The organism is Rothia sp. HSID18069 (assembly GCF_003989155.1).
Taxonomy (GTDB): Bacteria; Actinomycetota; Actinomycetes; order Actinomycetales; family Micrococcaceae; genus Rothia; species Rothia aeria.
This window is the reverse complement of record NZ_RBMG01000004.1, coordinates 64,138-81,321: the sequence shown is the minus strand read 5'-3', so window position 1 is coordinate 81,321 and position 17,184 is coordinate 64,138. Positions and strand designations below refer to the sequence as shown.

17 protein-coding genes are annotated in these 17,184 nt (G+C 51.5%); 10 read left to right on the top strand and 7 right to left on the bottom strand.

Going from position 1 to position 17,184, the window contains the following annotated elements:
• Positions 1 to 111 precede the first annotated feature (111 nt).
• The 5 genes from D8M41_RS09455 to D8M41_RS09435 all read right to left on the bottom strand — a co-directional run bounded on the left by D8M41_RS09455 (position 112) and on the right by D8M41_RS09435 (position 7,039).
• Entirely contained in the window at positions 112 to 1,623 is a 1,512-nt protein-coding gene (locus tag D8M41_RS09455) for a hypothetical protein (RefSeq protein ID WP_126926883.1), read from the bottom strand.
• A gap of 23 nt (positions 1,624 to 1,646) precedes the next feature.
• Complete coding sequence (locus tag D8M41_RS09450; protein ID WP_126926882.1) at positions 1,647 to 2,999, bottom strand: hypothetical protein; 1,353 nt, start codon at positions 2,997 to 2,999, stop codon at positions 1,647 to 1,649.
• Positions 3,000 to 3,286: 287 nt separating this feature from the next.
• Positions 3,287 to 4,645 (bottom strand): hypothetical protein, encoded by a 1,359-nt coding sequence (locus D8M41_RS09445; RefSeq protein WP_126926881.1) that lies wholly within the window; start codon positions 4,643 to 4,645, stop codon positions 3,287 to 3,289.
• Between the two features lie 182 nt (positions 4,646 to 4,827).
• A complete protein-coding gene (locus D8M41_RS09440) occupies positions 4,828 to 5,523 on the bottom strand; it encodes a hypothetical protein (RefSeq protein WP_126926880.1) in 696 nt (231 codons plus the stop codon).
• 202 nt (positions 5,524 to 5,725) lie between these two features.
• A complete protein-coding gene (locus tag D8M41_RS09435; protein ID WP_126926879.1) occupies positions 5,726 to 7,039 on the bottom strand; it encodes a hypothetical protein in 1,314 nt (437 codons plus the stop codon).
• Positions 7,040 to 7,294: 255 nt separating this feature from the next.
• Here D8M41_RS09435 and D8M41_RS09430 point away from each other — a divergent pair, with 255 nt between their 5' ends.
• Together D8M41_RS09430 and D8M41_RS09425 are read left to right on the top strand one after the other, a co-directional pair.
• Positions 7,295 to 8,161 (top strand): PRD domain-containing protein, encoded by an 867-nt coding sequence (locus tag D8M41_RS09430; RefSeq protein ID WP_126926878.1) that lies wholly within the window; start codon positions 7,295 to 7,297, stop codon positions 8,159 to 8,161.
• Complete coding sequence (locus D8M41_RS09425; RefSeq protein ID WP_006888566.1) at positions 8,145 to 8,492, top strand: sensor histidine kinase; 348 nt, start codon at positions 8,145 to 8,147, stop codon at positions 8,490 to 8,492. The genes D8M41_RS09430 and D8M41_RS09425 overlap by 17 nt, the downstream gene beginning before the upstream one ends.
• 190 nt (positions 8,493 to 8,682) lie before the next feature.
• On the opposite strand, the gene D8M41_RS09420 is transcribed toward D8M41_RS09425, so the two are convergent.
• Entirely contained in the window at positions 8,683 to 9,093 is a 411-nt protein-coding gene (locus tag D8M41_RS09420) for a carboxymuconolactone decarboxylase family protein (RefSeq protein WP_232617554.1), read from the bottom strand.
• Between the two features lie 213 nt (positions 9,094 to 9,306).
• Here D8M41_RS09420 and D8M41_RS09415 point away from each other — a divergent pair, with 213 nt between their 5' ends.
• A complete protein-coding gene (locus D8M41_RS09415; protein ID WP_006888466.1) occupies positions 9,307 to 9,894 on the top strand; it encodes a hypothetical protein in 588 nt (195 codons plus the stop codon).
• A 44-nt stretch (positions 9,895 to 9,938) separates the two neighbouring features.
• Positions 9,939 to 10,232, top strand: coding sequence for a hypothetical protein (locus D8M41_RS11520; protein WP_039955181.1), 294 nt, complete (start codon positions 9,939 to 9,941; stop codon positions 10,230 to 10,232).
• Positions 10,233 to 10,367: 135 nt separating this feature from the next.
• Here the strand turns inward: D8M41_RS11520 and D8M41_RS09410 are convergent, their stop codons facing one another.
• Positions 10,368 to 10,814 carry a hypothetical protein gene (locus tag D8M41_RS09410; RefSeq protein ID WP_006888347.1) on the bottom strand — a complete coding sequence of 149 codons (447 nt, stop codon included), beginning with the start codon at positions 10,812 to 10,814 and terminating at the stop codon, positions 10,368 to 10,370.
• A 550-nt stretch (positions 10,815 to 11,364) separates the two neighbouring features.
• Between D8M41_RS09410 and imm9 the strand changes: the two genes are divergently transcribed.
• From imm9 to D8M41_RS09380, 6 genes are all read left to right on the top strand, one after another.
• The gene (gene imm9 / locus D8M41_RS09405) at positions 11,365 to 11,868 is read left to right on the top strand and encodes an Imm9 family immunity protein (RefSeq protein WP_039955180.1); all 504 of its coding nucleotides are present in this window, start codon (positions 11,365 to 11,367) and stop codon (positions 11,866 to 11,868) included.
• A 147-nt stretch (positions 11,869 to 12,015) separates the two neighbouring features.
• On the top strand, positions 12,016 to 12,846 hold the full coding sequence (locus D8M41_RS11745) for a hypothetical protein (protein WP_193901409.1): 831 nt from the start codon (positions 12,016 to 12,018) through the stop codon (positions 12,844 to 12,846).
• A gap of 682 nt (positions 12,847 to 13,528) precedes the next feature.
• Positions 13,529 to 14,518, top strand: a complete 990-nt coding sequence (locus D8M41_RS09395; RefSeq protein ID WP_126926877.1) for a mannose/fructose/sorbose PTS transporter subunit IIA — start codon at positions 13,529 to 13,531, stop codon at positions 14,516 to 14,518.
• Positions 14,515 to 15,387: a PTS mannose/fructose/sorbose transporter subunit IIC gene (locus D8M41_RS09390; protein ID WP_023133431.1), complete on the top strand. Its 873-nt coding sequence runs from the start codon at positions 14,515 to 14,517 to the stop codon at positions 15,385 to 15,387. The genes D8M41_RS09395 and D8M41_RS09390 overlap by 4 nt, the downstream gene beginning before the upstream one ends.
• 9 nt (positions 15,388 to 15,396) lie before the next feature.
• Entirely contained in the window at positions 15,397 to 16,263 is an 867-nt protein-coding gene (locus tag D8M41_RS09385) for a PTS system mannose/fructose/sorbose family transporter subunit IID (protein ID WP_126926876.1), read from the top strand.
• 105 nt (positions 16,264 to 16,368) lie between these two features.
• Entirely contained in the window at positions 16,369 to 17,136 is a 768-nt protein-coding gene (locus D8M41_RS09380; RefSeq protein ID WP_126926875.1) for an HAD family hydrolase, read from the top strand.
• Positions 17,137 to 17,184 lie beyond the last annotated feature (48 nt).

The window sequence follows — 17,184 nt, the reverse complement described above, 5'->3', positions numbered from 1 at the left end:
AGCCCTTCCTGGAGGCAGCGCAGCCGGGTACAGCAACGCCCGCGTACGGAGCGAACCGTAGCGGGCGGGTACTGCTGTATTCACCGGTTACAGTGTTAGCGGTGCTGTGTTTTATGGGAATGCTTTCTGCCCTGCGGCTATGGGGTTACGCGCCCTTAGGGGTATAACACCATCTTTAACAGTTAATGGCGCGAGGGGGGTTTCCGGGTCTTTTATGCTTTTATCGCTGCTCCGGTTCTCCCAAGTTTTTTGTGCAACTTCCCTCCATTTCTTATCCGAAACGCCCTCATAGATTTTGCCGTCGGGGGTACCGTAGGTGATTTCGCTGTCCTTGTATTCATAGCACCATGAGCCGTTGGCAAACATCTGTATCTTTGTGGATTCCCCGGTTTTCTTCACCCACGTGCCGTTCGGGTTCACATGCATATTCACCTTGGTTTTTTCGGTGTAGGAGTCCCATGACCCGTCCGCGTTCAAGGTTGTGGTGTCACCGTCACTATTTTTGGATTTCCATGTACCGTCGGCGGCAACTTCAGCGGTTACATCTTCTTCTTTAGTGGAATATGAGTAAGACCCATCATCTTTGAGGTGAACGTTGCTTAGGCCCCAATCATGGGGCTCCGTTTCCCGACGGCGTGGCTCTTTACCCGCCTTATTATCATCGGTGAGGACAAGCCGCTGCTGCTGCGCTATGGCGACACGTTCCTGTTCGGAACCAACGGGTGCCTGTACGGCCTTTACACCCCTGGGCAAGGGTGTACGCGGTATCAGCGGGATGACGCCGTTACTTCCCACACCGTATTTAATATCTTCTGTCCGCTGCACGATAGACGATCGCTCGTAGTCGAAGGGTTTCACGAGGCTCCACGCGGGGCTTACTGAGGTACTCTGCTGCCCATTCTCCGAATCGGTGATTGTGACGGTTCCGTCCGCACTGCCAATAATGGTTTGGTAGCGACCTTTCTTCTCCCAGCTGCCGTCAGGGCGCACCTGTTCTCGGGCCTCTACAGCTTCTTTCCCCTCTTCGGCCTCATATTTAGTAACTGTATCCCACGACCCGTCAGGGTTGACGTGCGTTTTCTCCTGCGTGGATTTGCTATTTTCCACAGTATCCCACGACCCGTCGGCGTGAAGTGTAACTTCCTGATGACGATAACCGTCTGATCGATATGACCAGGTGCCGTCAGCGTTCACGGTCAGCTCCCGGTCTTTATCAGGGGAATACTTCCAAGAGCCGTCATCATGCACCGTCACATACTTGCTGGTTCCCCCCTGCGAGCGCGGGCGGGGTTTACCGGCCTTATTGTCGTCGGTCAGACCAACGGTGCGCACCTCGCCGCCAGATGCTGACGGGGTGGCGCTGGGTGACACGGACGCAGAGGCCGTGGCGGATGAGGTGGCCTCAGCCGGGTTGAATTTGCCGGGCTCCGGGCAGGCTGGCATTTCGGGTTTGGTGTACCTGCTGTATGGGCTGTATGAGCTGGAAGCCACCGGGCGTTCTGGGGCGCGCGGTATTGTTTCTTCTTTCCTCGCGGAAAACACAGCACACGAGCTTAAAACCAGTGTCAGCGCGGTACCTGCTGAGATGGATGCAAGAACACGGTGATAGCGTAAGATTGTCATTGCCAGATTCCTTACACTCTCTCCTACGAGAAGGCCTTCTGCCCGGGGTACAGCGGTTTACGCGGGGTCAGCGGCAGGACGCCTCTCCCACCGATACCGAGACCATACCCCACCCTGGGTGATGGAACACTGGGGGTGCGCACAGTTGTATACGTTTCATTCGTAATCTCGAACGGCTTACCGCTTGAGCCTTCCATGTACACTTTGCCGTTGACATCGCTGTAGGTGACGAACCCGCCGCTACTCTCTGAGCGCCACGTCCCGTCAGCATGCAGCTCTTCTTTCCTGGAACCGTCGGTCGTACGCCAAGTGCCGTCAGGGTTAACGTGCGTGACAGCTTCCTCACCGCCACTCTTAGTTTCCTTCTCTTCCCACGAGCCGTCGGCGTACAGGGTCGTTGTTTTCTGCCCCACCGCTTTCTCATGTTGAACCCAGGTGCCATCGGTGGCGACAGTCAGCTCAGTGTCCCCTTTATTCCAGCTCCATGAGCCGTCAGGGTTAACCTTGGCTTGCGGGTTTACTTCACGTTCAGGGCGCGGGCGCGGCTTACCGGCCTTATTCTCATCTGTCAGAAGCGTGCCTTCAAGCTCAGCAAGGTCCCTGCGGTATTCATCAGTTTCGGGTACAGCCTTTTTAGCGGAGACGCCCAACGGCAGGGCGGTACGCGGTTTCAGGGGAATAACACCGTCTTTCGGGACGGAAGTTACCAAGCTTCCATCTTCCTTGTAGAGCGATGCCACGTACTTGGGGAAAATATCGGGCCATTCGCTGCGAGAAATAGGTTTCTCTTCATCTGCTTTGGAGTCTTTCTTGGTGGCTGTACCATCAGCCTTACCAACATATTTAACGCCGAGCTCGTCTACCTCCCAGGTGCCGTCGGCGCGAACCTCTGCCTTATTTGAAGGCTCTTTATTTTCTTTGCGTTGCTCTTGAATGCTCCACGAGCCGTCAGGGTTAACGTGGATTACGGTTTTTGAATTAGACAGTTTTTCGGTGGATTCCCACGAGCCGTCGGCGTGAAGCGTAAATTCCTTCTCACCAGTTTTATTCACCCAAGTGCCGTCAGCATTCACAGTTATTTTTTCCTGGCCAGACAAGGTTTTCTCCGTCCACGACCCATCAGATTTCACCTGGTTCTGATTACCACGAGTTTCACGTTCGGAGCGGGGGCGGGGTTTGCCTGCCTTATTGTCGTCTCCCAGACCAACTATCTGCCGCCCGTCCTCCGTTGGGGCGGATGCAGATTCTGACGACCCCGAATTATTGGTGCCCCCTCCCTGGTTCACCCCGGATGATGAGCAGGCACTCAACGCCAGCAAGAGGGCGAATGAGGCCGAGACGGGGGCTGCCATACGGTTGCGGTTGGTCTTCTTCATTGGAGTTTTCCTTCTTCATAACGTATGTCGGTGTGCGGCGCACCGGGTGCCGTTACCCTCAGTATATGAACCGGGGCAGTGGCTGCGGCGGCACCTCACCGGTGCTCGTTACGATGTACAGAGAACCCGTAGCCAGCTCCCACCGTTCCCCCAGTAAACCCCCAGCTTTAAAGACGCGTGCAGGCCGGATGCTCCCCACTCAACGGGTAGTATCCGGCCTGCACAATACGCGTATTTCTCGCCCGCCACCGGTACCGCACGGCGGCCCCAGCGGCGAACCGGCTCAGCTACGAAACGGCTTTCTGCCCCACTTTCAGCGGGGTGCGGGGCTTGAGCGGAACCACACTATTGGGGCCCACGCCGTTCTTTGAGACGTAAGAGGTGGGGAATCCGGGTACTTTCGCCGGGAAGTGCTCTTTCTTGATTTCCCGGTTAAAGTTGCTGTGCTGTTTATCCACGTGGTGGGCGGTGCCATCTGCCAGGCCGGTATCGAGTGACCTGTCGTCCTCGTACCGCCACGAGCCGTCCGCGTGGGTTACAGTAACGGATTGGTTCCGTTGATCCTCCCAGGTCCACGAGCCGTCAGCGTTCACATGAATTTTCTGCTGATATTTCACGTCGTCAAAGTCCCAGGAACCATCAGCGTGCAGGGCGGCAGACGAGCCGTCTTTTGTGCTCTTCCACTCCCAGGTGCCGTCGGCGTTCACCTTGACCTCCACGCCACCGACGGTGGTGTGCGTCCATGAGCCGTCCTCATTAATGGTGGCGTTGGATTCGGAGTATTTATCGGTGGAACGCGGGCGCGGTTTACCGGCCTTATTGTCGTCGGTCAGGGCGGTACCGTCCGCCTCAGCTGAGGCCTGCTTATCCTCCTCAGATCCGGGAACAGCATAGGTGACTTTCAAACCGGGTTTGAGACCAGCACGGGGTTTGAGCGGAACCACACTATTGGGACCCACAACATTCTCCGTCACCTGCGTATGGGGCGCTGGGGGAACCACGGGAAAACCTTCCTTGGGGATTTCACGTTCCTCCCCGGTGGCCGTGTTCTTCTTCGTCGCGGTTCCCTCCGTCGTACCGGTGGTTACGTACTTACCGCCGCCTTCGTGGTTTTCCCAGCTGCCATCGGCACGGGTTTCTGTGGAGTCACCGGTCTTCTCGTCTTTCTGCCTCCATGTGCCGTCTGCGTTCATGTGAATAGTTTTCTTCACATACTCGTTGTGGGTGGAATAATCCCATGAGCCGTCGGCGTGCAGGGTGGCTTCCTGCCCGTTCTTTTCGTCCTTCCAGTGCCAGGTGCCGTCGGCGTTAGTGGTCATGACTGTGCCGTCGGGCTTATCGTATGTCCACGAGCCGTCCTCATTAATGGTTGCACCTTTGAGGGTGTCTTTCATGGATGAGCGCGGGCGCGGTTTACCGGCTTTATTGTCGTCGGTCAGGCCTACGGGCAGCTTATCGTCCGCCGATTCGGAGGCAGCTGCCGTGTTCACCGGGGAGGACTCGCTCGTAGCGGCGGCTGCGGAAGACTCGCTCATAGTCGGGGAACTTTCCTGCGATTTCACGGAGCTAGTGGTGCAGGCGCTCAGCACCAAAACCAAGGCAACACTGGCCGATAGTGGCGCGGCGAAACGACGGGGCGTCAACATATGCATTCTCTTTTCAACGGTGAATAATAATGCCCCACAACACCACTTCAGTGAATATGCAGCAGTGTGGGTTGTGCAGCATCTTTAAGTGTACCTTGCTGGCTAAACCAGCCATACCTTCACCCAAGACCCACTATGCACAGTTTTACATGCTTATGCGTTTTGTGGTGTTCTATCACCAGTTAGGGGACGTTTTTCTGACCCGCCTTCAGCGGGGTGCGCGGGCGCAGCGGGATGATGCTCTTATCCCCCACACCATCCTGCCCATAAATAGTGGGCAACGCCGGGGTCTCATCGGGTATTCGGTCCGGGCCAACCTCACGCATATCCGGCTTCTGCTGGTACACCTTCCCGTCCGATGTGCCGTACAGGGTCACATGCTCGGCCTGCTGACGCCATGAACCGTCCGTGTTCACCGCCATCCCCAGCCCAGACGGGACCAGGTCATAGCTCACATGATCCACCACCCGAATCCAGCTGCCGTCCGGGTTCACCCGGGTGCGTTCCTTAGTTTTAGCGATATAGCTCTCCCACGTGCCATCAGCTTTCAGGTTCGCCTTATCCCCGCCGCTATTGGACCACTCCCAGGTGCCATCCGGGTGCACGTGCACGCTCACATTCGCGTCCTTATACTCCCACGACCCGTCACCATTAATTTTTGCACCCGCCGGGGTAGTCCCACCGGATGCGCTCGGCCGGGGCCTGCCCGCCTTATACTCGTCCACTTGGCCCACAGGCACGGTGTAGCTTGTTGAGGTGGACGGGGCCGGAGTGGCGGCCCGCTCCTCATACGTGGGGTTGGCGGTGCAAGCGCTTAGCACCACCAATAAGACGGCACCAGAGCATAACGGCGCCACACGGTAACGGGGCGTAAACATGTGTTCTCTCTTTCACCGGCGATAGTTTCAGGTGCCACGGCAGCCTCCGGAAGGTAGGGCACCTGTTCCCTTAAATTTTATCGTGCGCCACCTTTGAGAGTGAGGGCACGCATCACGGTGTCTCCCGCGCAATCGTAGAAGAACCCCGGCGAAACGTCGCGTGAAGGCGCCGCCCCGCCGGGGCTATCAGGGAACCGCCGGGCTACGAGCTCACTTTCTGCCCGGCCTTCAACGGGGTGCGCGGTTTAAGCGGCACCACACCGCCGCCGCCCGGGCCGTTCGGCTCAAGCACGGTGGGGGCGCTAGGAATGCCCTTCGGTGCATCCTTCTTCGACAGCTCACGCGCAACAGGTTTCTCCTGGTACGCCTTGCCCTCCGCGGTACCGTACAGCACGAACGACTCGGTCTCATTACGCCACGAGCCGTCCGCGTTCACCGTGATCTTATGGTTACCTTTCACCAGGTCTTCGGCACCGCCCTTATACTCCCAGCTCCAGCCGCCATCGGCTTTAACGTGCACAGTCTCATCGCGGGAGGCAATATACTCATCCCACGACCCGTCAGCGTGCAACGCGGAGGTGTTACCGTTAGCGTCCTTCTGGGTCCAGGTGCCATCGGCTGCAACCGTCATGGTGACGCCCTTAGCATCAGAGTACGTCCACGATCCGTCCTCATTCACCGTGGCATTTGCTTTGAGCTTGTGCTTTGAGCGCGGGCGTTCGGTGCCCGCCTTATTGTCGTCGGTCAGCAGCAGCCCCTCCTGCTCGGCGGTGGCTTTCAGGTCTTCTTCAGAGCCTGGGACAACGTAGATCACTTTCGTACCCGGTTTCAGGCCCTTACGGGGCTGCAGCGGCAGCACGCTCTCACCGCCCACCCCGTCCTCAGAGACCACCGTTGCGGGGGCGGGAGGCACCACGGGCCATTCCTTACGGGAGAGCTGACGCTGACCCGACGCGCTCTTACTTACCGCCGTCCCGTCGGCGTTGCCGGTGTTTTCGGTGGTGCCGTGGGTGTGTTTCCAGCCGCCGTCAGTGTGCGTCTCGAAATGCCCCACTTTCCTGTCATCCATAGTCCAGGTGCCGTCAGCGTTAACATGCACCTGCCGGTGGATCATCTCATTATTCATAATGTGATCCCACGAGCCGTCAGCGTGCAGGGTGGCCTCAGTGCCTTCTTTCTGGTTTTTCCAGGTCCAGGTGCCGTCGGCGTTAGTGGTCATAACGGTGCCGTTGGAGGCGGTGTACGTCCACGACCCGTCCGGGTTCACTGTCGCGCCTGTGGCAACATCTTTCACCTTCGAGCGGGGGCGGCTATCGCCAGCTTTATTATCTTCAGTTAAACCGAGGGGGAGCTTCCCGTCAGCAGCATCCGGTGTAGTGGCGGAGGCGCTCGCCGAGGCAGTTGACGACGCACCCGCCTGCGGTGAACTATTAGATGCCGAAGAGCACGCGCTCAACCCCAGAAGTAGACAGGCACCGGCACATAGCGGTGCCACAATTCGGCGGGATTTAAACATATAACTCCCTCGTTATTTATCGATAATCATGGTGGTGACGTTTTGGTCACCCTTGTTTCATTGTAACGCGCACCTTTCACCACCTAGTACCGGTGCTTACGCCCCTTCAGCGCGTCGCACACTGCCGGTTTTCGGCACCTTCCCCCTGAACTTTCCGCCTTTTTGCGGGAATGAACCGCTGCGGCAGGCTCTTATAGCTGAGGGTGACGGTAAAATTTGAGGAAATACCCGAGAGCCGACGGAAAGGAGAGGACCATGCGCATCAGCCGCATCTACAACAATAATGTGGCCCTCACCGTCGATACTTTCGGTAAGCAGGCGGTGGTGATCGGCCGCGGGCTGGCGTTTGGTAAACGCAAAGGGGACATGGTTAACCCCGCGAAAGTTGAGCAGACCTTCGTCCCTGAGCAGGGTATCTCGGCGGAACGGCTCAGCTGGTCGCTGTCCGAAATTCCTGCCGATATTCTGGCGATAGCCACCGAAATAGAGGGCGACGCCCGCAACGACACCGAGATTGAGCTCTCAAACTCTTTCATTATCCCGTTCGCAGACCACCTGCACTACGCGGTCATACGCGCCCGTGACGGGCTGCGCGTGGATTACCCGCTCGCGCCCGAGGTGAACCTGCTGTACCCGCACGAGGTGACCTACGGCCACCGTGCCCTGAACCTGGTGCGCGAGCGCATGAGCGTGGAGCTGAACACGAACGAGGCGATCCCGCTGGCGCTGCACCTGGTAAACGCCCAGTTTGCGACCGCCGACATGTCGCGGGCATTCCGTATGACGGAGGTGTTTGCGCAGGTTTTTGAGGTGATTGAGGTGGCGTACAGGCGCGCTATCGACCCGGCCTCCATGTCCGCGGCACGGTTCATTACGCACCTGCGGTACCTGTTTGTGCGCGCCGATCAGGGCAAGATCGGGGCGGCAGGTGCCGGGATTTCGCAGCCGAGCCTGCTGGCGGCTTTACGCGCGGATGCGCCACGCGCCCACGCGTGCGCACAGAAGGTGCTGCTGCTTCTTGAGATGCAGCTTCAGCAGCCACTCACCCAGGATGAGCTGACCTATTTGACGATTCATATTGACCGCTTGGCGAAAGACCTGTGGGGTGCTGCCCCCGCATAGGGCAGCCGCCTCACCCATTCCGCAGCAGGTGCAGTACGGCCTGCACGCGGCGGCGGAGCTGGTCACGAACGCCGTCAAACACGCGAACGCCCAAAATATTACCGTGAGTATTACGCAGGGTAAATCGCTCATTATGTTGGAAGTGCAGGATGATGGCACCGGCGGTATCCCACAGGATGCGCTGGGCAGCAAAGCATCCGGCGGGTTGGAAGGCATTCGCCGCAGGCTCGCCACCTTCGACGGGGAAATGTTCGTCAGCAGCCCAGCGGAAGGACCAACGTCGGTGCGCGCAATCGTGCCGTATGCCGCCCCCGCACCCCAGCAGCACTAACCTACCTTCACGGGAAGTACTGGTGCGATAACAACCGGGCCTCTGCAACGTTCTCTGCTGCGACGCCCCTTATATAGACCCACCCACCCGGGCAAGTTCCTCCATAGCCCGGGTGGGTTATTCATGTTTCATTCTTTCGCCTTGCGACCCTGCGGGTCTTTTAGCGTGTACCTGAGCGTATGGGTGTGCGCTATTGCAGCCTGGCTTTGTCAAGGCCCATCATCTTATCCGCGCTTCCGGGGTCGGTCGCGTAGGCCACCCCGAGACGGTTCCACGCATTAATAACGGTAATAACAAAGGTCAGCTCCGCTAGTTCCTTCTCGTCAAACTGTGCACTCACCTGCGCGTAGTCGGCATCGCTCACATGTGAACCTTCAAGGCGGGTGAGTTTCTCGGCCCACTCCAGCGCAACACGTTCTTTATCCATAAAAAGCGGTGATTCGCGCCAAACCGGCAGATGGTACAGGCGCAGCTCCCGCTCGCCGTGAAGTTTAGCTTCTTTGGCGTGCATATCTGTGCAGAACGTGCACCCGTTAATCTGTGAGATATGCAGTTTAACGAGTTCTTTAATGGTGGTCTCTAGTGTCAGAGTACCTTCCAAGGCCATCATTGCTTTGAAAGATTCGGGACAAGCTGAGAGTAGTCTGCACGCATAAAGACTCCTTACAATTAGTGAGCACGGTTATTCTGTGACTGTACAGGCGGTGTATAGGCAGGTCAAGAGGCTATTCGGCGGGAACCAAATCTATAGTTTGGTTTCACCTTTTTGTATACACTAGTAGCGGGAGAACCTGGATGAAAGAGCGCACGCAGAATGAACACAGACCCGCCGCAGCATATGGCCTCGTCACCAAATTTTTCGCAGCCTTTAGCGTCGGCTGCCCCTGAGGCACAGCCGTCAACGTATGCTGCGATAGTTCAAAAATACTCCCGCTTTTATCTCGTGCGCCTGTGCACCGTGGGGCCTCTTATTGTATTGCATATAGTGGGCGCTATTATACTGCTGCTGGCGTTCATGAACGATGTGCAATCCTATAGCAACAGTAAGTACTCCGATGATTTATTCTATTCGCTAGAGTACCTTATGGTATTTGTGACCGCCGCAATACTATTTATATATCTGTTGTATCCTTTCTGTCATATTTTTGGATGGAAATCTGTAAAAAATAATCTGCACCCTGTGCGGGTTTGTATTATTAATATATTTGGGTTTATTTTTTCTCTTCTAGGGATTATTTTTTATATACTGCCAACTCTGGATAACATTAACTCAACTCTCCCGACGGGTGCCGCCGGTGAAGTACTCATTCTTGTGCTTGTATTCGCTGTACCCATTGCTGAACTTGTTTTCTCCGGTATTTTTATCAAGCATTCGCTGTGGATGATAAGGAATAAGCATTAGCCCTTGTTTCCCTCCAGTTGCCACAGAAATAAAGGTTACTAACTATGAATGATGAAGAGATGAACAGATTCATGGATCTTCTCTTGGAACACGGGTGGAGAATCCGAAATACCGCCAGATCGGACATATTCCATGTCTCGGGGTCTGAGATGGTGTGGGAGTTAACGAATGAAGATCTTTACACAACTAATATTTTAATATTTTTTATTATTGGAGATTTAGGTCAGCCCAGCACAAAAATCAAAGACATTATACATGTTACAGACAAAAATAATAATCAGCTTATTTTCACAAAGAACAATATTATTGATCAGATAAATTTTATCGAGAATTTATAGATCAAGCTTCATCAGATGGCTACAACGGAATACCCTGATCGTCTAAACCAAAACACATCATATGTATATATTGGGGCATACATTACCTATATTTAAAATTTTACGCAAGTTACGATCTGCTATGAAATATATTTACTACATACCGGTAATTTTTATTTCCAATAGGTTTTTGATGTTTACAGTTATTTTTTGCCCATTCGAAGATGTCAATGATAATTTTTCTTCACATATTTTACAATCGATGATAGGGTTACTGTCTTCAAAAAATATAGACCATTTTAATGTATTATTTTTATCGGTTACACAGATAAACCCTTCATTTCCCATCGCCCCTTCTCCAAATTTAATAATTTCATCATTTTTGTACGGTATGCTCTTATATTCTTGAATCTCTGTCCAAATATCTTTGTTATATTTTTCTAGACTGTTAATAGTCGTGTCGCAAAATGGAAACGCAAGCCTTTCACCATTGTCCATTTTATAAAAATTTATTAATGTAATGGTTTCGGAAGAACTATTGTACAGAACACTATTCACCCCAATTAATTCATTATTTAACCATTTTTGTTGAGATTTACTCATTACTTACTCTTTCAATGATAAAGAACATTTCAAAATTCTAATTCTAACTACAATAAATTGAGTACAGGTAACTTTGGTGATTCACTGGGATAACAATAACTTGGATGTCCATCGTTATACATAAGTTAATTTATAAGATGCTTTATGCAGATATTTTATCCTCCGAAACATGTCAAATAATCTAAATAAGCGGATAACTCTTTTTAAGGGGTGGAGATAACGACCCCTTACTGGCACGAGCATACGATGGTGAAAATGGCTAACCTCCAATCACATGCGCAGAAGGAATCGTTGTCTTTTTACAGTACCAACCGGACTCACCGTCATACAATTCACTGCTCTAGTAAAATCTACTCACCAGTTACCTGAGCTAAGATACCCTAACCCTAAACATCAATTCCCTACCCTAATCCTGGCACAGCCCACCCTCTAACATATGCCCTTAAAGTAATATATACTATAATTTTAAGGAAGGGTAGTTATTGTATCCAAAATATCGATCTGGTTAATAGAAAACAAATTAATTTTATTGATAAGGATTATTTATATTGTGGAATTAAAATTTTCAGTTATAGGAACCATTATTGACTTTCCGTATAGTCATATCTTACAGCAGAATCTTCAGAATTTTTTTAATCACATTAAACCACGATTATCTCATGAACAACTAAATGATTGGGTCATAGAGTTTCACATAAACCCGACTAATATTTATTGGCTTGAAACTCAAGAATATAGTAAGAGCTTTCTTGGGGTATATAAAAGAGGTATTACCTACCCCAAGATAAAGAGGAAAATATTTTCAGTTATCATACCAATTCCTAATAGCAATCAAATATCTTGGGGGCTACCAGAGGAAAGGTACCTTCATAGGCCTAAAGCGAATCCTAATAATTTTTTTCTTACTGAATTTAGCACTAAGGGATTTACAGATTTAGAGGACTATTTTTTAGAATCTACCAAAGAAGCAATTAGTATTTTCTTAAACAAAGGTTTTAAAATACAGGGAATTAATTTGAAATTTGATATAGTTGATGTGCGTAAAGAAAAGTAAATTTGTAAAGACCATAAATTTAAATATTCGCAATATTCAATGAGAATTTGGAAAAATATATAGCCAAGGTATAATGTAAATAATTTATTGCACCATTAAAGAGAATGTATTTAAAGAGTGCAATCAATTAAAAAGGAAGTATACAAAATGTTAAAAATCAGGAAAAATACTTTAAACAGCATACAGGTAGGACGAAAAAAGAAGGACTTAGCAGAATCAATAATTAATGATCCCGTATATTTTTTGGAGTTTGATAGAAAACATAAAGTATTGTCAGAGTCAATACTCATTACAGTCTCTATGAGGGAGGTTCAATCTTTTGATATAAACGGCAAGGTTGTATCATTTGAGAGCCTAATTTCTTTCTTAGAGGATGAAAACCCATTGGTTGAGGATAACTCATTTTATATATTCCCTCAGTATAACCTAAGTTTATATATAGACTGGGAGAGGAAAATATTTAACGAAGTTCTAATTTATGATAAGACATTAAAAAGAGAATATGAAAAAAGTTCGTTCTTAACGTATGAAGAAATCCAAGAGAATCAGCGGGAAACGACAAAAAGAGCTGCTCATAACCTATACTTTATTCCATATACAGCTGTGGGAAATTTTAAATTCGGAACAGATCCTAAACTATTTTCAGAAGAAAATAATTTTAATATTCCAAAAGAAATTTCAGCAAAACAAGTTATTGAGTTTGATGAAAATATTTTAGTGAGATTTGACAAAAATAAATTAACTCAAGTCGTGATAAGTAATAAAAACACTTCTATACTTTATAATGAATTAAAATTATTCTCTAAAGATGTTTTAGACGAGCTAATAAAAAATGAAAAATATATAGAGAGAACTATGGGATATGTTTTTGTTGACTTAGGTCTTGCTATTACTCACGATATGAAAACTATATATTTTTTCGATCAGTCTTTATTACCCTTTTGGAAGAATAAAAATAGACCTATTACTAGTTGGTGAAGCTGAAGAGGGTAATAACTAAAGGATATACGAACTGTATAGCACAGTATGATCCTCCCAAGAACCTAAAACTTTCAGCGGTGCTGTATCAGTCCTCGTATAGTACAGCTGACTGGTCGGTCAGGCCCCGAAGCCTCGAAGCCTCAGATCGAGGTTTTCTTCAAATTCCAGCAGATAGAGCAGCATAGCCTTCAGGGCTACTGAGCAAGAACGGGTGTGAGGGGTGGGTCTAGGGTTATCCAACATCAAGCTGTTGCTCGGATAGATAGAACAGTGACTTATATGGGCAGGGCCTGTCTCCCAATAAGTAAACCTCTATACATTACAGATAATAATCAGCTTATTTCGAGAAACAATATTATTAATTAGATAGATTTTATTAAACTTATCAGAAATAATATAGAAAATGTATATTTTACTTTTATATCTACGGTGAAATGGGTGTAGAGATAAATATCAACAGACCCATGCTCCCCCCGGCAACATCGCCTACACGGCGGGCTAGAGGCCCCGTCTTCCAGTCTAAAAGACTATTATTAAATATGTGACATTATGTCATTAAAAATACCGGCGTACCACTATGCTATATCTCTCATTTTGATGATATACCGTGATATTCTGAAAGGGTCTTGCCCTCACAAGGGGCACAACACACACTGTTCGTTCAATTAAGAAAGCTATCATGGTCACTATCATTGTGGCGGCACACGGGGAGTCAGCGCCCGCTCTTCTGAAGACCGCCAGCATGATCCTCGGAAACCTCGATAACGTGTATCCGGTGACATTTCTTCCTGGGCAGGGTCCGGAAGATTTGATCGAAGAGTACACGCACATCGTTGCGGAAGCAGGATCTGAAGAAACCCTTATTCTCGTCGATCTCTTCGGCGGCAGTCCCTATAATGCGGGTGCCCGATTCGCGGCAGAACACGAAAATATTGATGTTGTCGCGGGCGTCAACGTGCCGATGCTCATTGAAGTCATCAGCAGCGCCGGTCGCAAAAATGCGACTCTCAAGGGCCTGGTCGCCAAAGCCCATAAGGCGGGCGTGAAAGGTATTCGCTCTTTCCAAGAGGCCAACCAACCGGTACAGGACAAAAAACCTGCCGCAGAGACAAAACCCACCGAAACACCGGCGGCACCGGAAATACCAGCAGAACAGCAGGTTGAAGGCGGGCATATGGACGCTATTTTCACGCGCATCGACTCCCGCCTTATTCACGGGCAGGTCGCGGGCACCTGGGTTCCTTATGTGGCACCGCAAACCTTTATTGCCGCATCGGATGCAGCCGCCCACGACAACCTCCGCAAGAGTCTGCTGCTGCAGGTGGCGCCTGCCGGAGTCAAAACCAATGTGCTCGATATTGCTAAAGCGGGGCGCGTATACAACAATCCCAAGTACACCGGCATGAAAACCATGTTTGTGCTCGAATCCCCGGTCGATGTGGTGCGTCTGCTAGATGAAGGCGTTGAAATTCCAGAGGTCAATGTTGGCGGCGTAACCTACAAAACCGGTATGACGCAGCTTTCTGAGGCGGTTTACGCATCTGAAGAAGACCTCGACGCATACCGTGAGCTTCTCAAACGTGGCGTCAAACTGTACGTGCAGCAGCTTCCTAACCACTCCCCCGTCGATATGGCAAAAATTTTGAAAGAGAAAGGCCTCGCCTCATGAGTCCCCTCGCATTTATTCTCGTCATTGTGGTGGCGTTCATTGCGGGTGTCGCATCCGTGGTGGATGAACGCCAGTTCCACCGTCCCCTAGTGGCATGTACCCTCATGGGTTTTGTGCTGGGCGACCCGGGCACCGGCATTATCGTGGGCGGCACCCTTGAGCTAATCGCCCTCGGGTGGATGAACGTGGGTGCGGCAATGGCACCCGATGCAGCCCTAGCCTCCACCATCGCAGCAGTTGTGGTGATTCACGGTCACCTTGATGTGGCTCAAGGTATCGCTGTTGCCGTTCCGATCGCCGCAACCGGGCAGGTGCTCACCATTTTCGTGCGCACCATTACTGTGTTCTTCCAGCACCAAGCCGACAGGTTCGCGCAGACAGCGAATTTCCGTGGTATTGAGCTCATGCACATGAGCGGCATGGCGCTGCAAGGGTTGCGTGTGGCTATTCCCACCGCAGTGGTCTCTCTCATTAACGCTGACACTATTAAAAGCTGGCTGGATTCCATCCCGGGTGAAATTACCACGGGCCTGCGCATCGCTGGCGGCATGATCACGGTGGTTGGTTTCGCCATGGTTATTAATATGATGAGGTCAAAAGCCCTCATGCCGTTCTTCTTCCTCGGGTTCATTACAGCGGCCGCTATCCCCGTCTCTCAGACGGTTAAACTCAATGGTGTCAATACCGACGTTATGGGAAACCTCACCGCTACTCTCACCGGCCAGGCGCAGCTTGACCTGGTGGCTATCGGCATTATCGGGGCATGCCTGGGGCTGCTGTACACCCAGCTCAACCCCATATTTCATAAGAGCCAGGCGGCACCGGCAGCCGCACGCCCAGCTAACGACCTCGACAACGAGCTTGAGTAGGAGAGAACCATGACTGAGAACACTCAAGAAAAAGTCACCACCGAGGTTCCCGACCTCACCAAGGGCGACAAGATTAATACGTACATCCGCTCCACCTTCCTGCTCGGCTCGTTTAACTTCGAACGCATGCAGTCCATTGGGTTCGCGGTCTCCATGATTCCCGCGATTAAGCGTTTCTACACCAGGAAAGAAGACCAGGCGGAGGCGCTCACCCGTCACCTGGAATTCTTCAACACCCAGCCGTGGGTGGCATCCCCCATTATCGGTGTGACTGCCGCAATGGAACGTGAAAAAGCAGCCGGTAAAGAAGGCATTGACGATGCCGCCATCACCAACGTGAAGGTTGGCCTGATGGGCCCGCTCGCGGGCGTAGGCGACCCGATTTACTGGGGCACCGCGCGCATCGTGCTGGCGGCTATCGGCGCCTCCTTCGCAATTTCGGGCAATATTCTGGGGCCGCTCATCTTCTTCTTCGGAATGACCGCGATCCGCTGGGCCACCCGCTGGTACGGTTTCCAGTACGGCTACGAAAAAGGCACCCAAATCGTGGGCGATGCAGGCGGAAACACGCTGCAGAAAATTACTCAAGGCGCATCGGTCATGGGCTTGTTCGTGATGGGTGCACTGGTGTACCGGTGGACGAGCATCAACATTCCGCTCAAGCTCACGGAATACGAACAAGCTGACGGTACACACGTGGATGTGACCGTCCAGTCTATCCTCAACCAGCTGCTGCCGGGGCTTGCGGCACTGGGCCTATGCTTCCTGTGCATGTGGCTGCTGCGCAAGAGGGTTAACGCCATCTGGATTATCTTCGGCCTCTTCGCCGTCGGTATTGCTGGTGCCTACCTTGGGTTCTTGGCACTCCCCCAGTAAACTTGCGTGACCACAAGCAAACCAGCGGGATGCGTGCTCCGGTAGACTTTTGTACCGGGCGCGCATCCCGTGATTTTTAACCACCACACAGACCTGAGGAATCCCATGAAAAAACTGATGGCATTCGATTTGGATGGAACTCTGCTCTTTGACCGGGAGATCGAGCCCGCGAATGTACAGGCTATTCACCGCTGGCAGCAGGCCGGGAATATTGCGGTGTGCGCGACCGGGAAAAGTATTTTCGCCACGAAACTTGCCCTTGATACAGCTGATGTTACCTTCGATTACAACGTGCTGTACACCGGCGCTGTTGTGACCGATGCCGAGTACAATATCCTCCACGCGCAAACTCTTTCGCTTGCGGTGGTGCACGCCTGCTATGAGCGGTTCACAAAGGAGCCGGGGGTCGCTCTTTTTGCAACGACTTTAACCCATGATTATCGTCTGGCGGATAATGTGGGGTCTTCGACTAATATTCTGCCCGAGTTCCTGCCGCTGGCTGAGTCCGAGATTGATACCCAAGATTATGTGGGTGTGCCCCTATGGATTCCTGAGGATGATGCTCGCGAGCGCGCCTACCGCTGGATTCTTGAAGAGTTCGGTGATTCAGTGGATTGTCACAAGAACCAGGATTTTCTGGATATTGTGCCCCAGCGGTGCACAAAAGCGACCGGGCTGGCGTGGCTTGTGGAGTATCTGAAACCTGTCGAGTATGAAACCTATACGATTGGGGATTCCTGGAACGATGTACCCATGCACGAGTGGGCGGATCATGCGGCGTCGTTCAGCTATTCCCCGGATGATGTGAAGGCGCGCACCGAGGTTTCGGTGGATCATGCGTGGGAATTTATCGGCTCTTCGTTGGGTGCGTAGATTCTGCGTTTCACGTGAAACTTTTCTAAAAACAATATCTATAGATTG